Annotated in this window: 13 protein-coding genes; 4 read left to right on the top strand and 9 right to left on the bottom strand. The window is 59.5% G+C overall.

Annotated elements, in window-relative coordinates:
• Positions 1-6: 6 nt before the first annotated feature.
• Both FCS96_RS08425 and FCS96_RS08420 read left to right on the top strand, forming a co-directional pair.
• On the top strand, positions 7-2853 hold the full coding sequence (locus FCS96_RS08425) for a PAS domain-containing protein (protein WP_138439915.1): 2847 nt from the start codon (positions 7-9) through the stop codon (positions 2851-2853).
• Positions 2850-4793, top strand: coding sequence for a sensor histidine kinase (locus tag FCS96_RS08420; RefSeq protein ID WP_138439914.1), 1944 nt, complete (start codon positions 2850-2852; stop codon positions 4791-4793). Before FCS96_RS08425 ends, FCS96_RS08420 begins: the two co-directional genes overlap by 4 nt.
• Before the next feature lie 49 nt (positions 4794-4842).
• Here the strand turns inward: FCS96_RS08420 and acnA are convergent, their stop codons facing one another.
• The 3 genes from acnA to FCS96_RS08405 form a co-directional block, all read right to left on the bottom strand.
• Positions 4843-7602, bottom strand: a complete 2760-nt coding sequence (gene acnA, locus FCS96_RS08415) for an aconitate hydratase AcnA (protein ID WP_138439913.1) — start codon at positions 7600-7602, stop codon at positions 4843-4845.
• A 177-nt stretch (positions 7603-7779) separates the two neighbouring features.
• Positions 7780-9294, bottom strand: coding sequence for a methyl-accepting chemotaxis protein (locus FCS96_RS08410; protein WP_138439912.1), 1515 nt, complete (start codon positions 9292-9294; stop codon positions 7780-7782).
• A gap of 146 nt (positions 9295-9440) precedes the next feature.
• Positions 9441-11264 (bottom strand): ABC transporter ATP-binding protein, encoded by a 1824-nt coding sequence (locus FCS96_RS08405; protein WP_138439911.1) that lies wholly within the window; start codon positions 11262-11264, stop codon positions 9441-9443.
• 145 nt (positions 11265-11409) lie between these two features.
• Here FCS96_RS08405 and FCS96_RS08400 point away from each other — a divergent pair, with 145 nt between their 5' ends.
• Entirely contained in the window at positions 11410-12864 is a 1455-nt protein-coding gene (locus FCS96_RS08400; protein WP_138439910.1) for a hypothetical protein, read from the top strand.
• A 117-nt stretch (positions 12865-12981) separates the two neighbouring features.
• Here the strand turns inward: FCS96_RS08400 and FCS96_RS08395 are convergent, their stop codons facing one another.
• Positions 12982-14430 (bottom strand): rhomboid family intramembrane serine protease, encoded by a 1449-nt coding sequence (locus FCS96_RS08395; RefSeq protein ID WP_138439909.1) that lies wholly within the window; start codon positions 14428-14430, stop codon positions 12982-12984.
• 307 nt (positions 14431-14737) lie between these two features.
• Between FCS96_RS08395 and FCS96_RS08390 the strand changes: the two genes are divergently transcribed.
• A complete protein-coding gene (locus tag FCS96_RS08390; protein WP_138439908.1) occupies positions 14738-15184 on the top strand; it encodes an OmpA family protein in 447 nt (148 codons plus the stop codon).
• Positions 15185-15243: 59 nt separating this feature from the next.
• Here FCS96_RS08390 and FCS96_RS08385 read toward each other — a convergent pair whose 3' ends face one another.
• The 5 genes from FCS96_RS08385 to FCS96_RS08365 all read right to left on the bottom strand — a co-directional run bounded on the left by FCS96_RS08385 (position 15244) and on the right by FCS96_RS08365 (position 19465).
• A complete protein-coding gene (locus FCS96_RS08385; RefSeq protein WP_138439907.1) occupies positions 15244-15645 on the bottom strand; it encodes an MAPEG family protein in 402 nt (133 codons plus the stop codon).
• 2 nt (positions 15646-15647) lie between these two features.
• Positions 15648-15890 (bottom strand): GlsB/YeaQ/YmgE family stress response membrane protein, encoded by a 243-nt coding sequence (locus FCS96_RS08380; protein ID WP_041339979.1) that lies wholly within the window; start codon positions 15888-15890, stop codon positions 15648-15650.
• 114 nt (positions 15891-16004) lie between these two features.
• On the bottom strand, positions 16005-16703 hold the full coding sequence (locus tag FCS96_RS08375; protein ID WP_138439906.1) for a lysophospholipid acyltransferase family protein: 699 nt from the start codon (positions 16701-16703) through the stop codon (positions 16005-16007).
• Between the two features lie 48 nt (positions 16704-16751).
• Positions 16752-17354 carry a class GN sortase gene (locus tag FCS96_RS08370; protein WP_138439905.1) on the bottom strand — a complete coding sequence of 201 codons (603 nt, stop codon included), beginning with the start codon at positions 17352-17354 and terminating at the stop codon, positions 16752-16754.
• Positions 17351-19465, bottom strand: coding sequence for a marine proteobacterial sortase target protein (locus tag FCS96_RS08365; protein ID WP_138439904.1), 2115 nt, complete (start codon positions 19463-19465; stop codon positions 17351-17353). Before FCS96_RS08365 ends, FCS96_RS08370 begins: the two co-directional genes overlap by 4 nt.
• Positions 19466-19492 lie beyond the last annotated feature (27 nt).

Genomic DNA, 19492 nt, shown 5'->3' with positions numbered 1-19492 from the left:
TCAAACATGAAAGCACCGGAAATACCGTCGAATGAACTGGAACGCCAGTTCGCCCTCGACCAGTCGGGATTGCTGGATTCAGGTCCAGAGGAACGCTTCGATCGTTTAACTCGCATGGCCTGCAAGATATTCGACGTTCCCATCGCTCTGGTCAGCCTGATCGACAGGAACCGGCAATGGTTCAAATCCTGCCAAGGTCTGGCGGCGCCGGAAACCCCTCGGGATATTTCCTTCTGTGGCCACGCCATACTCCATTCCGACCTGTTCATCATCGAAGATACCCATCAGGATGACCGCTTCAGCGACAACCCGCTGGTAAAGGACGCTCCCTCTATTCGCTTCTACGCCGGCGCACCCCTGCACAACAGTGAGGGGTACCGGCTTGGCACCATGTGCCTGATTGATCGGAAACCGCGCCGGTTTGACGACGAAGACCAAGCCTTGCTACGGGAGTTGGCGGATTGCATCGAGCGGGAAATCAATATTCAGGCGGCATCCGAATTCTACGCCGACCTCAGGCGAAGCGAGCGCCGGGCCCGTGCGGTGATCGACGGCACCCGCGTCGGCACCTGGGAATGGAACATCCAAAGCGGTGAAACGGTCTTCAACGAACGCTGGGCTGAGATTTGTGGCTACCGCCTGGAAGAGCTGGAACCAGTCAGTATCCAGACCTGGCGGAATCTGGCGCACCCGGAAGATCTGGCTGAATCGGAGCGCTTGCTCACTGCTCTCTTTGAGGGAGCACTGGATGAATACGATTGTCGATCCCGCATGCGTCACAAAGACGGCCACTGGGTATGGGTGCACGACCGGGGCCAGGTCTTTGAATGGACCGCCGATGGCCAACCGCTGCGCATGTACGGTACCCATGCCGATGTCAGCGCGGAAATGGCCAACCTGGAAAAGATGCAGCAGCAGAACACCGCGCTGAGCATCCTGAACGATCTCGCCCTGGACCCTGAGACAGACGACAACACCCGCATCCGCAAAGCACTCAAGCTTGGCGCGGACTACCTGGACCTACCCCTGGCCATTGTCAGCGAGATCACCGGCAGCGTGTACACCGTCCGATGGTTCGATGCCCCGGAAGAATCCGGACTAAGTACTGGGCAAAGCTTTTCACTGGGCAACACCTACTGCTCCATTACTGTTGATTGCGGCGGGACCCTTTCCATTGAGCACATGGCCCGATCTCCTTACCGCGATCACCGTTGCTACAACCAGTTTGGCCTGGAGAGCTATGTAGCCGCCCCCATTTATTTGCAGGGCAAACTGTTTGGCACCCTGAACTTCTCGTCCCCGGCACCTCGATTACAGGGCTTTTCCGAAACTGAAGTCACCTTCGTAACCTTGCTGGCCCGCTGGATTGCCGGCGTGATTGAGCGTCAGATGAGCATGCAGATGCTGACCAAACTGGTGGAACAGACACCCGGCATGCTTTACCAGTACCGACTCTGGCCGGACGGCTCGTCGGCCATCCCATTTGCCAGCCCCGGCATCCGCGACATATTTGGCGTCTCGAGCGAGGATGTTGCCGAGGATGCCTCACCCTGCTTCGGTCAAATGCACCCTGACGAGGTCGACGCCGTTAGCGACAGCATAGCGGTCTCGGCCCGCAACCTCGGAGTTTGGCATGAGCAGTACCGGGTCAGGAACGAGGAACATTGGCGCTGGATTGAAGGTCGGGCAACACCGGAGTTGCTGGCTGACGATAGCATCATGTGGCATGGCTACATAGCGGACATAGACGACAAGAAAAAGATTCAACTGGCCCTGCAGGAGAGCGAGGACCAACTACGCCACCTGTTCGAGTTGTCACCCATCGGTATCGCCCTGAACGATTACGACTCCACCGCGTTCCTCGACGTTAACCAAGCCCTGCTCACGCCCACCGGCTACAAACGGGAAGACCTGATGGCGCTCAACCTCAGTGATTTACTGGCGGGTGGCGTGGACACTGTTCGCGATCAGGCCATGACCGAACTGGAAACCACCGGGCGTTTCGGCCCTTTCGAACAGGACATTGTTCGCCGCGATGGTTCGATGTATCCGGCGGTGATTCAGGGCATGCGTATCACCAGCGCCTCCGGCCGGGCGCTGGTCTGGTCGCTGATTGAGGATATATCAGAACGCAAAAAGGTCGAGCGGATGAAGAACGAATTCATCTCCACAGTCAGTCATGAATTGCGGACACCACTGACCTCCATTGCCGGCTCCCTCGGTTTGGTCGCCGGAGGCGCACTCGGCCCACTGCCAGAACAAGCCGAGCGTATGGTTTCCATTGCCGCCCGTAACAGCGACCAGCTGAAGCGACTGATCGACGACCTACTGGACATGGAAAAACTGGTGTCCGGGCGCATGTCGATCCGGATTCAATCGGAAGTCATCAGCCCCGTTATCCACGACTGCATTGAACGGTTGCACACCTACGCGTTAGACCGTGGCGTCTCTATCCTGTTCAGGGATCATCATCCACAACAGCGAATACTGGTCGACCGGAACCGCCTGGACCAGGCCCTGGCAAACCTGTTGTCCAATGCCATCAAGTTTTCGCCAGAGCACTCTGAAGTGGTGGTCGAAACCCTCTTCGATGGCCAGAACTTCCGAATTCAGGTCTCGGATAGCGGCCCGGGCATTCCGGCCAATTTCAGATCCCGGATTTTCCAGAAATTCGCCCAGGCCGACAGCTCAGACACACGAGGCCGTGGCGGGACCGGCCTTGGCCTTGCCATCACTCGCGAAATAATGAACCAGATGGGCGGCAGTGTTGGCTTCGAATCCGTTGAGGGTGAAGGCGCCACTTTCTGGCTTCAAGCGGCCACCAGTGAACCCGTGGCAGATTCGACAGCATGAGGCCCGGAAATCGCGATACGCATTTCTTTGTTTTGATCTGGGCATTCCGGCTGGTCATCCTGGTGTTGATGATTACGGTATCACTGCTGCTGGATGCTACCAGTACGTCCCGGCACCAAAGCGACGTCCGTCAGCAATGGCAAACAGAATTGGATGAACTCAGCCTCAACCTGCAGAGCATCATTATCCAGAATACCCAAACCGTTTGGGGCCTCGCTGCCAATGTCGCGGTCGAGCCCGATATCGACAACGACCGGTTTCGTGACTTGGCCTCGGTTATCTTCCGGCTTGCTCCTCAGTTGAGAAACATTGGTCTGGCACCAGACTTTATCATCCGTCACATTTACCCGCTGGAAGGCAACGAGGCCGCGCTCGGGCTGGACCTGAGCCTAGGCAGCCTGTCGCCGACCCAAATCGAACAAATGTATGATACCCGACAAGCGATCTATTCCGGCCCTATCAATCTGGTTCAAGGCGGCCAGGGCCTAGCCGCTCGCATTCCGATCTTCGAACGTGATTCTGACGCCTTTTGGGGAGTGATCTCGGTCATACTGGACCTGAAACGCATGTATGAAGCTGCTGAAATCTCGCCAATTTGGGGCACGAGGCGATTTGCCATCTCCAGTTCGGACGACGTGCAGGATCAGGAGGCTGTTTTTCTCGGTGACACCACAGCGGACTGGCAAGCCCCGATTACTGCGACCCTGAACATGCCCGGAACCCACTGGACCCTGTTCGCTGAACCCATGCAAGGCTGGCCCGACCAACCGGAAGCACCGCTGCTTACACGCGGCCTGCTCCTTATCTTGGTGCTACTGATTACCGGCGCCACCTTCTGGCTAACCAGACTGATGCTGAAAGATCGGGAAATGCAGCGCCGATTCTGGGGTCTGTTCGAACAGGCGCCCATCGGTATTGCGCTCTACAGCAGACATCGCAAGACACTACTGCGATCGAACCGGGCATTCGACCAAAGCTTCGGCAACCAGGCCATATCGCTGCAATATTTCGAACACGGATTTGATCAGCACGGGCAACCGATACCAGGTGGTCTGGGCATCGAGCGTCGCCTGCAAGACAATGTCAGCTTCAGTGGCGTGGAAGGGTACTTGCCGGGGCCCGACCAGACCCTGAAACCCATTATGCTTCAGGGTCTGCGGCTAGAGAGCCACAACAGCGAGTCGGTTGTCTGGCTGATTACCGAAGATATCTCAGAGCTGAAGAAGGCAGACCGCCTGAAAAACGAGTTCATTTCCACTGTCAGCCACGAACTACGAACTCCCCTGACCTCCATTTCCGGCGCTCTGGGCTTGCTTGCCAACAACACCGTGGGCCAGCTGCCAGAAAAGGCCTCCAAACTGGCGGACATCGCCTATCGCAACAGTCGCCAGCTCGCGCGGCTAATCAACGACCTGTTGGATGTTGAGAAGCTGGCTGCCGGCAAGATGCCGTTTGTACTCCACGAATACCCCTTGCCTCAGTTAATCCAGGAATGTGTGGAAAACATGGAGCCCTACGCCGGGGATCGCGCGGTCAGGATCAACGTTGGCCAACTCGCAAGTGTTCAGGTGGAAGTGGACCAGCACCGCTTCCATCAGGCAGTCAACAATCTGCTATCCAACGCCATCAAGTTCTCCCCTAGGGACGCCCGGGTCGACATTTTCACGGAAGCCCACGAAGGTTGGGTCAGGCTGTGCATTCGCGATCATGGTGAGGGCATTGCACCTGAATTCCGGGACCATATCTTCCAGAAATTTTCCCAGGCGGATGCCTCGGATCGGCGGGCGAGCGGAGGCACCGGGCTGGGCCTGGCCATTACCCGCGAGTTAATGCTGAACATGAAAGGCACGGTGGATTACGCTTCGACACCGGGCGAAGGCGCGGTGTTCTGGCTGGAACTTCCAGTTGCCGATACGGCCATGGCGCACGCACTGGTTTAAGGCGCCAGTTTAAGAGCGCCCGGCAGGCTTCACCTGCCGGGCCAGGGGATCACGCCGACTTGAGCATCTCACGCACCACGTAGTGCAGGATGCCGCCATGCTTGAAGTACACTGCCTCGTTGGCAGTATCAATACGCGACTTCAGGTCACAGCTTGCGGTAGAGCCGTCCGTGTAGGTTACCGTCATGGTCAGGGTCTGGCCCGGTTTGATGTCACCCGACAAGCCCTCAATGCTGATGGTTTCCTTCCCGGTCAGTTTCAGGCTCTTGCGATCCGTGCCCTCGGGGAACTGCAGTGGCATAACCCCCATACCAATCAGGTTGGAGCGGTGAATCCGCTCGTAGGATTCTGCCACCACCGCTTTTACGCCCAGCAGACGTGTGCCTTTGGCCGCCCAATCCCGGCTTGAGCCTGTGCCGTACTCCTTGCCAGCAATCACCACCAGAGGCGTGTCCGTTTCCTGGTACTTCATGGCCGCATCGTAAATCGGCATTTCCTCACCACTGGGCACATGACGGGTAAAACCACCCTCAACGCCGTCGAGCATCTCATTGCGGATGCGCACGTTGGCGAAAGTACCGCGCATCATAACTTCATGGTTGCCCCGGCGGGAGCCGTAGGAATTGAAGTCCTTGGGCGCAACACCATGCTCCTGCAGGTACTTACCAGCCGGCGTGTCGGGCTTGAACGAGCCCGCAGGCGAGATGTGGTCGGTAGTGACCGAGTCCCCCAGCAGCGCCAGGATGTTGGCACCCTTGATGTCCTCGATGGCATCCGGCTGCTCACCCAGGCCCTCGAAGAACGGCGGGTGCTGGATGTAAGTGGACTTGTCGGACCACTCATACACCTTGCTCTCCGGCACCTTGATGGCTTTCCAGATCGCATCGCCGTCAAAGACTTCAGCGTACTCTTTGCGGAACATGCCGGTTTTCACCTTTTCCACCGCCTCGGCGATCTCCTGCTGGCTCGGCCACAGGTCTTTCAGGTAAACCGGATTGCCGTCATTGTCGGTACCCAGGGGATCCTGGCTCAAGTCCAGACGGACATTACCAGCCAGGGCATAAGCTACTACCAGGGGCGGCGACGCCAACCAGTTGGTTTTCACCTGGGGATGAACCCGGCCTTCAAAGTTACGATTGCCGGACAGCACCGACGCTACCGTGAGGTTGCCATCGGTGATGGCCTTTTCCACCGGATCTGGCAGTGGCCCGGAGTTACCAATGCAGGTGGTGCAGCCGTAACCCACGAGGTTGAAGCCCAGTTTATCGAGGTCGTCGTCCAGTTCGGCCACTTTCAGGTAATCCGTGACCACCTTCGAGCCCGGGGCCAGGGAAGTCTTCACCCAGGGCTTGGTTTTCAGACCCTTCTCCACCGCTTTGCGGGCAATCAGGCCGGCCGCCATCATGACACTCGGGTTGGAGGTGTTGGTGCAGGAAGTAATCGCCGCGATCACCACCGCGCCCGGATCAAGGCGGGACTGCTCACCGTCCAGCTCAAGGGGCTGGCTGGAGGCATGCCGGTAGCTGTCTTCGACACCCACGGCCGTCTGACCACCTTCCGATTCCAGCTTGCTCTCATTGGACTCGGCTGACCCCTCGGACGTTTCCATCAACAGCTCGAAAGACGACTTCATGTTCTTCAGCGCCACCCGGTCCTGGGGCCGTTTCGGTCCGGCCAGACTGGCTTCCACCTCACCCATGTCGAGCTCCAGGGTATCGGTGTAGACCGGTTCGTGGCCCGGTTCGCGCCACAGGCCCTGGGCCTTGGCGTAGGCTTCCACCAGTGCAATCTGGTCATCGTCTCGCCCGGTCAGGTGCAGGTAGGTCAGGGTTTGATCGTCCACCGGGAAGAAGCCACAAGTAGCACCATACTCCGGCGCCATGTTGGCAATGGTGGCGCGATCCGCCACCGGCATGTCTTTCAGGCCATCGCCGTAGAACTCGACGAACTTACCGACCACGCCCTTCTTGCGCAGCATTTCAGTGACGGTCAGCACCAGGTCAGTGGCGGTAATGCCTTCGCGCAGTTTGCCACTGACCTTGAAGCCCACCACTTCCGGAATCAGCATCGACACCGGTTGGCCAAGCATGGCCGCTTCCGCCTCGATACCGCCGACACCCCAGCCGAGAATACCCAGGCCGTTGATCATGGTGGTATGGGAATCGGTACCGACCAGGGTGTCCGGGTAGGCAAAGGTTCTGCCATCCTGGTCTTTTGACCACACGGTCTTGCCCAGATACTCCAGGTTGACCTGGTGGCAGATCCCGGTGCCCGGCGGTACCACCCGGAAATTATCGAACGCCTGCTGGCCCCAACGCAGGAATTCGTAACGTTCCTGATTTCGCTCCATCTCGATGGCCACGTTGTCCTTGAACGACGAGGCATCGCCAAACTTGTCCACCATCACCGAGTGGTCGATGACCAGATCCACCGGCGAAAGCGGGTTGATCAGAGCCGGGTCCTTACCCGCCTTCTTGACCGCTTCGCGCATGGCCGCGAGATCAACCACGCCGGGCACGCCGGTGAAGTCCTGCATCAGCACCCGAGCCGGGCGAAACTGGATTTCGGTGTCGGAGCCCCGGTCCTTCAGCCACTGCACCATGGCATCAATGTGGCTGCGATCAACGGTGGTGCCATCTTCGTTCCTAAGCAGGTTTTCCAACAGAACTTTCAGTGAGAACGGCAGACGGTTGATATCACCGAGGGTCTTGGCCGCCGTCGGCAGGCTGTAATAGTGGTAGGTCCTGCCTCCCGCTTCCAGGCTGGACAAGGTGTTCAGGCTGTCTTTGCTGAGGTTTTCATTGGACATCTGTGCCTCCTTTTCAATCGTGATCGGAGCCTTCCGGATAGCAGCTGGTTATGTCGCGCGCTCGGTTATGCGAGAAGGCCCGGGGACGTGAAGCCTGCTTTAACTATTGCACCGATTAGCTGGAGTTCAACCGAACCTGCCTGAATGTTCACTATTCAGCTGACGAATACCTAACGGTTAAAGCCCCCTGTACCCACTAACCAGGCTATCTACATCTCCGATCATTTCTTCCAGTTTCTGCGCCATGGATCGAGTCCGCTGAGCCTCCTGTACCACTTCCGCATTTCGATCGGCGACAGTCTGGACCCCTCTATTAATTTCTGTGGAGGTCGCCGCCTGTTCTTCAGCCGCCGCGGCTATCTGACGGTTCATTTCGAGAACCTCTTCAATCGCGCCTTCAATGCGGTGGATCGCGTCTCCGGTCCGACGCACGGATTCGGTGGTTTCACCTGAGCGCGCCTGCCCGATTCTGATGGCAGAAAACGTAGCTTCGGCCACGGAAGCCAAATCGTCGATGGTACTCCGGATTTCTCCCGTAAATTCCTGGGTCCGGCGGGACAGGTTCCGGACCTCGTCTGCGACCACGGAGAAGCCTCGCCCGTGCTCTCCCGCACGGGCGGCTTCTATCGCCGCATTCAGGGCAAGCAGGTTGGTCTGATCGGAGATATCATTAATAGATGCAATAAAGGCGTCGATGGAATTAACCTTGGCAACGAGATCGTTAACCAATCTTGACGAATCTTCGAGGGATCCATGAGTGGCGTCGGTCAGCTCGACCGTATGCCGAACATCCTCACGCCCCTGAACGGCCGCCTCGGCAGCCATGGCTACTGAATCCGAGGCCATTTGAGCGTTCCGCGCCACATCCTGGATGGTCTCCGCCAACTCGGTCGTAGCCATTGCAGCTTGATCAGCCTTGAGACGTAAGTCCCCAGTGAGGTCAGTGGTGTGATCACTGACGCCCGTCAATTCGTCCGCACCCTCGCGGAGCCGCCCCGAAAGGCTTCGAACCTGCCCAATCAGCGCCGAAAACTGATCCATCATGCCATTGAAGTAACGCGCAGTAAGCGCGTCGCCGGAATCGTCCAGGCGGCCGCCAAGATCCTTATCCGCACCAAATCTCCGCACAACGTCAATAGTCTGGAATGCCTGGTCTCGCTCGCTACCCATTCGAAGTGCAAAGAACACCAGAATGCCGGTTTCAAACACAACAAAGGCCGCATGCAAAAAAGCCATGCCATAGGTGGCCTCGTGGTCAAACACAAGCAGCGGCATGGCGCCTGCAGTGACGCCCGCCTGCTGGAGGCCCGTGAATACCAGATGATGCGCCGCAATCACCAGCGCCGCCGCAACCACAGGCAGCCAATCCCGATAAACAATGACCAAGGCCAGGGCAGCGAAAATGTGAAAGTGCATCTCGATTCGGCCCATCTGACTCTGGATCATGATCGCCGCCCACGCCATCAGGCCGATGGCGAACAAGACCGAACAGGCCCGCGTTCCCCTGAACAGCAAATAGCACCCGGTCATAATGCCCCCCAATATCAGGGACGCAACAGCCGCAAACATTTTGGTCTCAAATTCCAGAGGAACAAGAAACGCAACGACCGGGACGTGGGCCAGAAGAATGAACAGAAGCTGGCGATCACTGCGCAGCCGGTCCTGACGAGCGTAGCTATTGGTTTCGGACATGGAAGAAAAACCTCTGAAAATATAAGGACTGCGCGAAGGATCTGAAAGGAGGAATATTTTTCTGGCTTCACTTGCGAGAGACTTATACGGTCGCTAAACGCTACAGATCATAGGCGAATACCCTAACTCTGTCTTACAGGCCATTTTTATACCTGACGTTCGCCGTACAGCTGGGCATAAAGCCCGTCCTGCCGAATCAGCTCATCGTGATGACCTTCTTCGATAATTCGCCCGTCCTCGAAAACATAGGCCCGGTCCGCCTGCTTCACGGCACTGAGCCGGTGAGCGATGATCAGCGTGGTGCGCTGGCTCAGGAAGGCTTCCAGATCCCGGTGCAGCTGGTACTCGGTCTCGGCATCCAGCGCCGAAGTGGCTTCATCGAGAATCACCAGTGACGGGTCGGACAGGATCATCCGGGCAATGGCCAGACGCTGGCGCTGGCCACCAGACAGCCGCACGCCCTGACGCCCGACCATGCTGTCGAGCTGCTGGGGCATATCCGCCACGGTCTTATCCAGTTGGGCTATCTTCAGCGCCTGCCAGAGCTCGGTGTCGGTTTTCTCCCGTCCCAGCGTGAGGTTCTGGCGCACGGTGTCATTGAACAAAGCCGGTTGCTGCAGCACCGTGGCCACGTGTTCCCGGAGACGGGGTAGCCCGATTCTCTGTACCGGTACGTTATCAAACAGGATCTCCCCACGCTGGGGTGTGTACATGCCCAGGATGACCTGCACCAGGGTCGACTTGCCGCCGCCGCTGGTGCCGACCACGGCGACTTTCTCGCCAGGCGCCAGGTGCAGGTTGATACCGCGCAGCACCGCCTCGTCGTCGTAACTGAAGTGCACATCCCTGAGGGTCAGGCTGACGGTGTGCCGCTCCCGGAAGGGGTTTTCCAGGGCCGGATAACGGGGCTCCTCCTTCAGCTCCAGCAACCGGTTGATCCGGCCCAGGGCGGCATTGGCGGCAAACCAGGCGTACTGCATGTTCAGCATCTCCTGCACCGGAGTCAGCATGAACCAGAGATAGCCAAAAATGGCGAACATCATACCGATGCTCAGATCGCTGAACAGCACCGTAACCATGGCCGCGCCGCGGAAGACGTCCACGCCAAACTGGAACAGCGCAAAGCTGGCCCGGGTGGCGGCATCGCTGCGCCATTCGAACTGGATGGCGTGATCCCGGACCGTCCGCGCCCGATCAATCAGGTGGCGCAGGTAGTGCTTTTCACGGTTGGCGGCCCGGAGCTGGTGAATGGCATCGAGGGTTTCAGTGAGATCGCCCTGGAACTCCTCGTAGGCCTCGTTTTCCCGCCGCTTCAGCTCCTTGACCCGTTTGCCGATCAGGATGGTGGCAAAAATCACCAATGGGTTGAACAGAAGAATCAGCAGAGCTAACTGCCAATGCACCCACAGCAGCACCAGGGCGGTACCGATCACGGTCAGGCTGGCCACCAGGAAACGACTGATGGTGGTACCCAGGAACTGGTCGATGGTGTCCAGGTCGGTGATGAAGTGACTGCTGATGCCACCCGCGCCCCGGGTCTCGTATTCAGACATGGCCACCCGTTGCAGCCGCCCGAGCAAGCGCGACCGGATCCGGAACACCACATCCTTGGAGACCTTGGAAAATTCCCGGGACTGCAGGACATTGAACGACAACGCCGCCAGCCTCAGGCCAAAGGCCACCAGCACCATTACACCGATATACACCAGAGGTTGCTGCCAGGCCTCGGGCAAGACCTGATCCATCACCGGCAGCACCGGCCCACTCTCTTCCAGCAGCACTTCGTCCACCAGCACCGGCAACAACAGGGGCACCGGCACACTCATTAACGTCGCCATGATCGCCAGGCCATTGGCCTTGACCAGGCGCGGCTTATGCTTCAGCGCCAGCTGGAAGACATCGCGCCACTGGTATTTGCGCTCGCCGCCATCCTGATCCGCGTTTTTATTGGGGTAATGATGCTGGTTCAAAAATCCTCCGGTTTGAGTGCCTGCCAAGAGCGATACGATGGCGAACAGCCATCAGTCTACCGTGTCACGGGATTGCTGCGATTGCCGATCAGTTCTGTCATGATTAACCGACGCTTTTTCTGACGGACCAGGAACAACACCCGCTGTGAAACACGACTGCCATTACCACCCCGGCGACCCGGCCAAGTGGCACTGCTCTGAGTGCCAGATGCATTACTGCACCCGTTGCATGCCCGATGCCGACACCCGCCAGCGCCGGGCACTCTGCCCCCAGTGCAGCAAGGCCATGCGCTACCTGGGCGCCGCCACCGAAGTGGTGCCCTTCTGGAACCGCATCGGCGCATTTTTTCGGTACCCGTTCCACAGCGATCCGCTGATGGTGATTGCCATCTGCACCCTGGTTCCGATTGTCGCCCCGGCCAATCTCATAGGCATCGTGATCTGGGTGTTGCTGGCCCTGGCCCTGTTCAAGTACACCTATGCGGTGATTAACCACACCGCCGAGGGCCACCTCAAACCGCCGCCTGTTTCCGTGGCGTTCAGCGGCAGTGGCTTCAGCATTGTATTACTTCAGTTTCTGGTGTTCGTGCTGATGGGCGGCCTGGTAGCCTCTGCCGGCATGCTCGGCGGCCCGCTACTGATGATGCTTGCGCTGGCGTTCGTGGTGCTGGCACTACCGGCCAGCATCATGGTGCTGGCCATGGAGCGCTCGGTGGGCGCCGCCGTTAATCCGATGAACCTGGCCATGCTGATTTCCCGGATCGGCAGCCCCTACTTCCTGCTATACGGCTACCTGATCCTGCTAACCCTGGCCTCTGGGGCCGCCCAGGATTTTGCCGTTAATCATTTCCCGTTCTGGGTGTCTCAGCCGCTGGCCGGCTTCCTGAACAGTACCTTCACCCTGATCCTGTTCCACATGCTGGGTTACCTGCTGTTCCAGTATCAGGAGGAGCTGGGCTTTGCCTCGGACCTGCAGGACGACGCCGAGCAGCAGGACAGCCAGCACCGTGACCGCAGCGCCCGCTTCGACGCGGACATCGACATGAATCTGAAAGACGGAAATTACGACCGGGTTCAGTCCATGCTGAAAGAAGCCCTCAAGCGTGACCGGGACAACAGCCAGCGCCTCGGCCAGCTGCATCGCCTGCTGACCGCCCGCAACGACGTCTCGGAGCTGTACCGCTATCACCCCCGATTACTGGCCTGGCTGGCCGATCGCAACGACGGCGATAGCATGGCGGCATTGCTGGACACCCTGCAAACCGCCGAACCCCAGTTCCGACTCGACGACCCGGAACTGTCGGTGCGCTGCGCCCGAGCGCTATACCATCGCGGCCAGTTCAAACCCGCGCTGCGCTTGCTACAGGACTTCCACAAACGCTTCCCGGACAGCGATCAGCTCGCCCACGCTTACCTGCTGGTAGCACAGTCTCTGGCGAATGGTCTGAATCAGTGGGAGAAAGCGACGGCGTTCCTGACCTTTATCCAAAAACGCTGCGAGAACGATCCGCTGCACAAGCAGATTGGCACCTACCTGGAGCAGGCCGAGAGGCGCGAGCCGCTTAAGGGGCCGAAGGCGAGCTTCGCAATTCAGGAGTAGGTTAGCCGGGCGGGCTGCTTCCGAAACACGCTGTGAATACATCCATGTACGCTCGACTCCGCCATCCATGGCTCCGCCCGGTTTCGGAAGCAGCCCGCCCAACTACCCAGCAATCATTCAATTCGCGTTCAACAACTGCCGGTAGTGTCGAGCCTTCGGCTCCATCTGCAATTTCTCGAACTCCTCCACCAGCAACCGGCAGGCCTCTGACGTAAGCAGCTGATCACCGGTGCCGCGCAGCCGCTCGAAGGCTTTTTCGGCGGCCTTCATATCGTGCTGTTTCAGGCTGGTGAACAGCACCCGGTTGTGGTCTTCGGCATTCAGGGGCTGGTGACTCTCGCCCTTGCCCAGGAATTCCTTCCAGATATCGATCACCTGCTCCGGCTGCCGCCGGGCCAGGGCGTCGTTCATCAACTCCCGGGTTCGGTCCCGGTACTCCGGCAAATCCGGGCGTAACTTGGCCAGCTGATACAGGTGCTCAAGCAGAATGGGCCGGTCCGGGTAGTGCTCGCGCAAGGCCACGAACTGATGGCGGGCCAACTCGAACTCCATGCGACCCAGGCTGGCCATAGCCTGGGCGTAGCCACTGGTGAAACGGGCATCCTGCTCGTCTTCCTCGGGCTCGAAAAATTCCTCCCGCACCTGCAGCCAGCTGCGACCAAGCATCCACACCAGGCCCGCGCCGGCGACCAGACCACCCGCGTGCGCCATGTAGGCAATGCCAGTAGCACCGGCAAACCAGTAATCGTAGATCTCCTTGCCCAGCCAGACCGGCAGCATGGCCAGGGCCGGGGCCCGGAAATAGTTGAAATACACCCCGAGAAAATAGAAGAACCGGATTTTCTGCAGGCCATAGATGGCCACGTACATTCCCATCAAGCCGGAGATGGAGCCGGACGCGCCTACCAAAGGCAGGTAGCTACCGGACGAAAATGCGGTGAACACCAGACCGGACAATGCCCCACAGATCAGGTAAGCCACCAGGAAGCGACCGGCCCCAAGGGCCTTTTCCACGGTGAAGCCAAGCAGGAACAGAAACACCAGGTTGCCGATGATATGGCCCCAGCCGCCGTGCAGGAACTGGTAGGTAATCAGGTTATAGAGGGTAAGTTCAGCAGGCACCAGGCCCAGCTGAAAGGAACTGAGTTTCTGGATGAAGTTCTCTTCAATGGGAATCCGCTGCTCGGCCCAGCGAGCCCTGTCGGCCGGCGCCCAGATCACCTGTTGGTTGTTCTGCAGGTAGCGGTAGAACTCCCGGTCCATCAGCAGACTCACCGCCAGCCAGAAGGGCTCGTCGCCCTCACGCAGCGTCTGGAACTGCTGCAGCTCATGCACCCGGTCCTCGGCACCCTCGAACCGGATCTGGCGCTGGAGGTAATCCTCGTAGGCTGGAGCCTCAAGCGATGGCAGGTCGGAATCCAGGTACTGGCCCACTGCCTGCTCGATTTTCCGGCTGTCGCCGCCCTGGTAGAACAGGAAGACCAGCAGGCACGTTAGCATCAGGCCAAGGGTGATCCAGGGCGGACGCTTCCAGTTAACGGTGTTCTCGGCGGGGATTATCAGCATGGGCGGTCACAATTCATCACAATCTGTCCCTGAAAACCTGTTTTTTACCACAGTAAGGCCTTCTTTTCGCGTTGTAATGTCTTTTAAGCGGTAAGGCGTCACGAATGCACAACAGCAACGATGACCGAGACCATGGGTTCACTGATGCCCTGTCATTCAAGGGTCACAGAAATGCCATTTAATCGGGGTATCACGGTTGCAGTGCAAACGCTCATCGACCTTTCGCCAATTGCCGTTAGTCCCACGCCAACGAATAGTGAGCCGGACTAACAAGAACAACCGGATACCGGAATCAAGGAAATTGCCAATGACCGTACTCGTTTTGGATAACCCAGAACTGATCGCCAAGGCCGCCATCGCGTCCGGTTTTACAGCCGCCGCCCTTGCCACCGATGCCAGGCGTCCGCACCGGATGAAGTTTCATTACGGCTTCAACAAGCACGCGCTGGACGATACCGACGTCGCCATTTTGCAGCAGCATGCCACCTATCTGCGGCAATACCCGGGTGTCCGGGTGCGCATTCACGGTCACTCCGACAATTTCGGCGCTGAAGATTATAACCAGTTCCTGTCTCGGCTTCGGGCCAACGCCGTCGCCCGGCTACTGATGCACGAAGGGGTAGCCGAGAACCAGATTTTACTAACCGGCTGGGGCTCGACCCGGCCACTGGCAACCCTGGAAGACCACGCGGCCAATCGCCGGGTGGAGCTGGAATACCTGACTCAGGACATGGCCCAGGCGTTACAGGGTTAACATCGGCGCAAAAAAAGGGGGGCTCGCAAGCCCCCGTTTTTGATGCCGTACTGTGCAATTCAGCCGTATACCTTCCAGACATTCCACAACAGCAGCACGGCCGTGAACAGAATGGCCAACCAGGTCATGATAATGCCCAGGAAACGCGCCCAGTGGGTGCCGCCCCGGCCATTCAACATGCCCCAGGCATGCAGGATACGGCCAACCACCAATACCATGCCGGTCCAGTAAACCAGGCCGGTGGCAACACCGTTCAGCTCGGCAATACCCAACATGATCAGAGCGATGGGCGCGTATTCCACCAGGTTCCCATGGGCCCGAACCGCCGCCTGAAAATCGCGGTCTTCGGTCACGCCAATGCCCTTCTTGAACTTGAGGCGGAACTTCACCACCTGAACCGACAACACCAGCAAAAGAATGCCAATGACTGCGGCAAACACTCCAGTTACGGGTACGATCATGTTCAGCCCTTCTTGATCTGGCTAACAATGGCCAGCAGCAGAACCGCCCCCACCGTTGCCGTTACCAGCTCGCCAACTGCGCCCTGAGCCGCGAGGCCGAGCAGACGGAACACAAACCCACCGATAACCGAGCCCACGATACCAATACCGACATTGGCCAACACACCAAAACCCCGGCCTTTCATGATCAGCCCGGCCAGCCAGCCAGCAACACCGCCGATTATCAGAAACAGAATCAGATTCATGGTTTGCCTCTCCCTGTAGGTCATTCGACAATTATTCAGACCCGCAAAGCCTGCCCTGTTTACCCAAGCGCTTCAAGAACTTCCACAGGTCAGCGGGGGACAATTACAGATCGGCTACAGCTCGGCGATAGTCTCGGCCATCAGTTTATGGCACCGGGCCATCAGCTCGGGGATGTCTGCGGTGGTCATCCCGGCCGTCTCGATCGGCGGCAGGATACGGATTGGCACCGGTTCACGCTGGCCGCCCCAACCCAGGGTCTTGTCCTGGTACTGACGGGCACACACCAGGGTGATGGGCGCGCCGGAACCAACGGCGGCGTGAAAGGCGCCTTTCTTGAATTTCTGCAGGCCGCGGCCCTGGCTGCGGGTGCCTTCCGGAAACACCCACAGACTCTTGCGGTCGCGGGCAATGGCTTCGCTGGTGGCCTGCATCACCGCAATGGCCTTGTGGGAGCGGGCGCGATTGAGGATCACGTTGCCACCGAGCCAGAACACCTGGCCAAAAAACGGAACCCACATCAGCGCCGATTTACCAACCGTGACGGTGCGCGGTGGCAGCAGGTCGCCCATCACGAACAGGTCGTCATTATGCTGGTGATTGGCAATCACCACCGTCGGGCGGTCGGTGGGCAGATTTTCCCGACCTTCGAGCGGGCGCTTCATGCCCAGGAAGGCACGGCCCACCCGGGCCACCGCAGTGCCCAACAACCGGTTGTTGTCCGGGTTAAACGGCCGGGCCAGGTAAAGCACCAGTGCGAACAGGCAGATAACCGGTACGCTGACCCAGGCCAGTAGTTTTCTTAACGCTCCCATGACATCCAACTCTATCGCCAAACTTTGGCGCACAAGTGTACGCTAACCTCAAATTCCGGCAACAGTATCCATCGGTTCCAGTTGGTTACGGTTTAGTGGCATCTCGGCACGGGCCTCCACCACATACCGCAGGGGGCCGCGGGTATCCATGCCATCGAACGGATAGCAGGTCACCAGGATCAAGGCATCGTCGGCCAACGCCCGGGTATCAATCCGCTCCGATCGGCTATCGACAATCCGCGTGGCCTGAACCCGGTAATGGCGCCAGCCACCCGCCCGGTCCTGCAACCGCAGTTCGCTGCCGGTCTTTAGATACTGTAGCTGATCAAAATGGGTATCGCGGTGACCGGCGATGATCACCGGGCCCTGACTACCGTCGGCGCCCAGCACCTGGCCAGGCCCGAACGCCAGGCTTTCGCCGTGACCGCCCGCCAGCACGATCATCGAGTCGCCCAGCTCCGGCACGGTTAACCGGGCCACCGGCCAGGTGTCGGCCCAGGGCCAGGGCCGGGTTTCGGCCTGCCGAGCCTGACTCTCGGCCCAGGCCAGCTCCAGCAATTCCTGGGCAACCACTGCCTTAAGCGGAATCCACAGCCCGAACACCAGCAAAGTGGTCGAGCAGGTCAGCAGCAACAACAACAGACGGCTCATACGGTGGCCCTCCGCTGCAACAAGCCGATGGCCAAGGCAAACATCAGTCCGATCACGCCCAGGGCGGTGAACAGCGGGGCCAGGGTCGCGGTCTGGGGATAACGCAACATGCCGGCCTGACTGCCTGCGGGTAACAGAGTGGGCAGGTGCTCGGTATCAGCGGTTGCCCCGCTGGGCCGGGCCGGTGATTCATCCACCGCGACAAAGCTGGTATAGGGCGACATCAGGGTGTGTTCCACGGCCAGCTCGGTCACCCGGGCCTTGTTCGGCTCGCCGCCCACTAAACGCGCGCTATCCAGCAGGTGATCGATTTTCTGCCGGGCCCACAGGCGATTCAAACCATGTCCCGGCGCTGCCTGCTGCAAATCCAGCGACTGCTTCCAGCGCCGACCACCCGGCAACTGGCCAGATACCTTCAGCACGCCTGACGGTGCCGTACCGCGAACCACCTGCACCAGCGGCTCACCCCGGAACAGGTCACCCGTGCGGGCTGGGAAACTTTCAACCTTGCCGCTTTGCCCCGGCCACTGCACCCGGACATTGGTCAACACCGGCGCTTCCATAGCGGCGAACAGGCGCTGTAAGGGCCCACTGACATCAGCCGGATCCTGAATGGCGGTATACAGGCCGCGGCCCCAACGTGCCGCTTCACGCATGAAGTGCAGGTTGGGCGCCGAGCCAATGCCGACGGTAAACAGACGCTGGCTGCCAAGCTGCTGGCGAATCTGGGCAAACAGGGCGGCTTCATTGCCAACCGCACCGTCGGTAATAAACACCACCTGGCGCACCCGCTCGCCGGCCTTTTCGCTAGCGCTGGCCGGGATGGTCAGGGCTCGCTCCAGCGCCGGGGCCATCTCGGTGCCGCCATCGGCCTGCAAATTGGCCACGTAGCGTCGGGCCCGCGCCAGGTTGTTGCCCGTGGCCGCTTCCGGTTGCATGAACAGGGCATGGGTCTGGTTGTTGAAGCGGATGACGTTAAAGCGGTCGTCCGGGGTCAGGGTCGCGAGCCCCTGCTGCAGTGCCGACCGGGCCTGGCGAATGGATTCCCCGGCCATGGAGCCGGAGGTGTCGATGACGAAGACCAGATCCCGGGGCAGCACCTGGGCCTCGTTCACCCCAGGCACAATCATGGTTAGCAGGTAATCGTCGTCCTGCCAGCGCTGATGGAACACCGCCGCCGTTGGCTCCCGCCCGGCCAATGGCTGCCAGCGCATCACGAAATCCCGGTCCATCAGCACCTGCTCAGACTGCACCTGAACCGTCTGACCATCGAGGCGCGTCTGCAGTGGATGGGACGGGCTGATAACCCGGGCCAGCGGCAGCCCGGCATCAATGGTCATCCGGATATCAGCCCGATGGCTGGTTGCGCCGACGTCATTCGCCTGGACCGTAAACGGGCTGATAGCATCGGCATCCGGCACCTGGGTCGATGGCAGGGCCCAGCCACCGTGCCACTCCCGGGGCTGTCCTGCCGCCGGCTGGCCGGGCATATACCGTGGCATCAGGGTGGTGGGCACCCGCAGTTCAAACTCGCCGGACCGGTAGTCCACCGGTTGCTGGTATTGAAGCTCGACACTAATGGTCTCGCCCGGGGGGATGTTGGCCACCCGCGCGGTAAACAGGTTGGGGCGGTGCTGTTCGACATTGGCGGCACTCTGTCCGGCCGAGCGGGCCTTCTCATAGGTCTTGCGGGCCTCGGCTTTGGGCTGCGCCTCGCCGACAATGGTGCGCTCACCCACGGTCATGGTCAGCCCATAGACACTGGCTTTCTCCGGTAACGGAAACACAAACACGCCCTCGCGCCAGGCATCGCTGGTATTGCGAAAGCGCCGGGACAACGTGGTTTCCGCCAGCAGGCCACTGACTTCAATATCGAACTCACTGTCCAGAACGATCGCCGGCTCCTGCCAGCGGCCGGCCGCGTCCACAAAGTGCAGCACACCGACGCTGTCCGATTGGCGCTGATCCGCCTCGGCATACAGCGGGTGGACAAACAGCATCAGCAGGACCGCCAGCCATAGGCTCACACCTTCGGCAAAGCGCCGGGCCCGGCGGCGCTGGCTGTCGGCTTGCGTGGGTGTTAATTTGAGCAATCCGGTAGAGAGCATCATGTCGGGATCCTTTTCGCTGCATGATTG

It is taken from the genome of Marinobacter alexandrii (assembly GCF_005871205.1).
Taxonomy (GTDB): domain Bacteria; phylum Pseudomonadota; class Gammaproteobacteria; order Pseudomonadales; family Oleiphilaceae; genus Marinobacter; species Marinobacter alexandrii.
The sequence above is the reverse complement of the archived record's forward strand: the minus strand, read 5'-3'. Positions and strand labels throughout refer to the sequence as shown.